Source organism: Thermoanaerobaculia bacterium (assembly GCA_035717485.1).
GTDB lineage: Bacteria > Acidobacteriota > Thermoanaerobaculia > UBA5066 > DATFVB01 > DATFVB01.
Genome location: DASTIQ010000125.1, coordinates 1 through 2,357 on the forward strand (window position 1 = coordinate 1; position 2,357 = coordinate 2,357).

Here is a 2,357-nt window from a genome sequence, read left to right on the forward strand (position 1 = left end):
CCGGACGTCGCCTGCGCGTACATCGACGCGGCGAGCCCGGTCGCCATCGTAAAGATGGCGAGGCTCCTCAAAACCTTCATAAAACTCCTTCCCGACCCCACTAAAGGGCCATAGCTTTCAAGGGATCTCTCCCCTTGCCGCTTGTGCCTGTAAAGCCATTATTGTGCCATTGCGAAATTATTTCAATCACAAATAAGCAATTGTGAATCAGATATTTACGCATATGTCACCGATGGATTCCGGCCCCAGGAATCCGGCTTTTTGGATTTCCGTCCGGGTCCTTGAAGGAGGTAAGCTGACCGCCAGGGACGTGTCGATCATCGGGGGAGGCTTCGCCGGAACCGAGTGCGCATGGCAGCTCGCGCGGCGGGGTCACCCGGTCCGTTTGATCGAAATGCGCCCATCGGTCTCGACGCCCGCCCACCAGAGCGGCGACCTCGCCGAGATGGTGTGTTCGAACTCGTTCCGCTCCGACAATCCGACGAACGCCGTCGGGCTGCTCAAACGCGAGATGGAGGCGCTCGACTCTCTCGTCATGCGGTGCGCGAGAGAGACGCGGGTTCCTGCCGGCGACGCGCTCGCCGTCGATCGCGCCGCATTCGCCTCCCGGGTGACGGGCGCTCTCGAGGGCCGAAGGGAGATCGAAGTCGTCCGCTCCGAGGTCGGCGAGATCCCGCCGGAGGGCATCGTCGTCGTCGCGACGGGTCCGCTCACATCGGATGCGCTCGCGCGCTCGATCCGCGAGCGACTCGGAACCGACGCGCTCTACTTCTACGACTCGATGGCGCCGATCGTGGCCGCGGACTCGATCGATTTCGAAAAGGTCTACTCCGCTTCCCGCTACGGCAAGGGCGGCGGCGACGATTACCTGAACTGTCCGATGACGCGCGGCCAGTACGAGGAATTCGTCGCCGACCTCCTTTCGGGCGAAACCGTGCCGGTGCACGACTTCGAGAAGGGGATCTACTTCGAAGGCTGCCTGCCGATCGAAGTGATGGCGGAACGCGGCGTCGAGACGCTTCGCCACGGCCCGCTCAAGCCGATGGGACTCGAGGATCCGCGCACGGGAAGGCGTCCCCATGCGGTCGTGCAGCTCCGCCAGGACGACCTCGCGCGGGAGCACTTCAATCTCGTCGGCTTCCAGACGAAGCTCAAGATCGGCGAGCAGAAGAGGATCTTCCGGAAGATCCCGGGGCTCGAGAACGCGAACTTCGTCCGTTTCGGCATGCTGCACCGGAACACGTACATCCATTCGCCCGCGCATCTCGACCGGTTCTTCCGACTCCGCGACGAGCCGCGCCTCTTCTTCGCCGGGCAGATCACGGGGGTCGAGGGATACCTCGAGTCCGCGGCGACGGGGCTCTTCGTCGGACGCACGATCGCGCAGTTGCTCGAAGGGCGCGAGCCGTCGCCGATGCCGTACGAGACCGCGCTCGGGTCTCTCTCGCGCCACTGCTCGGAGCGGCCGAAGACGAAGACGTTCGAGCCGATGAACGTCACGTTCGGAATGATCGAGGACACCTCGCGCGATCCGCTCCGCGACAGGACGCGCCGGCGCGAGCGCCAGGTCGCGCGGGCGCTCGCCGCGATCGAGGAATACCGCCTCCGCTCGGAAGCGGCCGCGGATCGGCTCCTGACGGCTTGACCCGCCTCACGCTCTCCTGAATAATCGCGCCCTTCGTTGGGAGGTCGTCCAACGGTAGGACACGTGGCTCTGGACCACGGTATCGGGGTTCGAATCCCTGCCTCCCAGCCAAATTTCGCTTCGCTGGCGCGTCGCTGACGCTCCACGCGTCCTCGCTTCGCTCGGACAAATTTGGCACATCCTGTCTGGGGGAGGCATCCCCCAAACCCCCTCCCCAACCGTCATCCGCGTTCCGCGCGCACGTGTCCTCGCCGGAGTGTTGCCGGATGGAGAACAGGTTCGAACGGATTCCGGCAGCAGACGCTGGCGCGCGCCGTATCATGAGCGCTCGCATGGGCGACCGAAGCCTTCGGCGATGGGCGCGTCTTCTCCTGCCCGCGATCGTGGTGACCGCCCGGCTCGTCCGGGCGGATTCAGCGGCCGACGTCGCCGAGGGCGAGCGCCTGATCGCGGGACGCGACCCCGCGGCCGCGGAGGCGCTCTTCCGGCGAGCGGTGTCGGAGAGGCCATCCGAGGCGCGCGCTCACTCGGATCTCGCGCTCTCGCTCCTCCTCCAGAAGAAGAACCCGGACGAAGCCGCGGCGGAAGCGCGACGCGCCTCCGAACTCGCGCCGGACGTCCCGGATCATCTGCTCCGCTGGGGCGCCGCCCTCCAGGAGGCCGGGCGCCCGGCCGAAGCGGCCGCCGTCCTCGGCCGGCTGGTCGCCCGGAT

Annotated in this window: 2 protein-coding genes and 1 tRNA gene; all 3 read left to right on the forward strand. The window is 66.2% G+C overall.

Features of this window, described 5'->3' with window-relative positions:
• Positions 1 to 310 precede the first annotated feature (310 nt).
• Entirely contained in the window at positions 311 to 1,645 is a 1,335-nt protein-coding gene (trmFO, locus tag VFS34_06700) for a methylenetetrahydrofolate--tRNA-(uracil(54)-C(5))-methyltransferase (FADH(2)-oxidizing) TrmFO (GenBank protein HET9794135.1), read from the forward strand.
• A 37-nt stretch (positions 1,646 to 1,682) separates the two neighbouring features.
• Positions 1,683 to 1,756 (forward strand) — tRNA-Gln (locus tag VFS34_06705).
• Positions 1,757 to 1,977: 221 nt separating this feature from the next.
• Positions 1,978 to 2,357 (forward strand): tetratricopeptide repeat protein (locus VFS34_06710; GenBank protein HET9794136.1); only part of this gene is annotated, 380 nt, incomplete at its 3' end.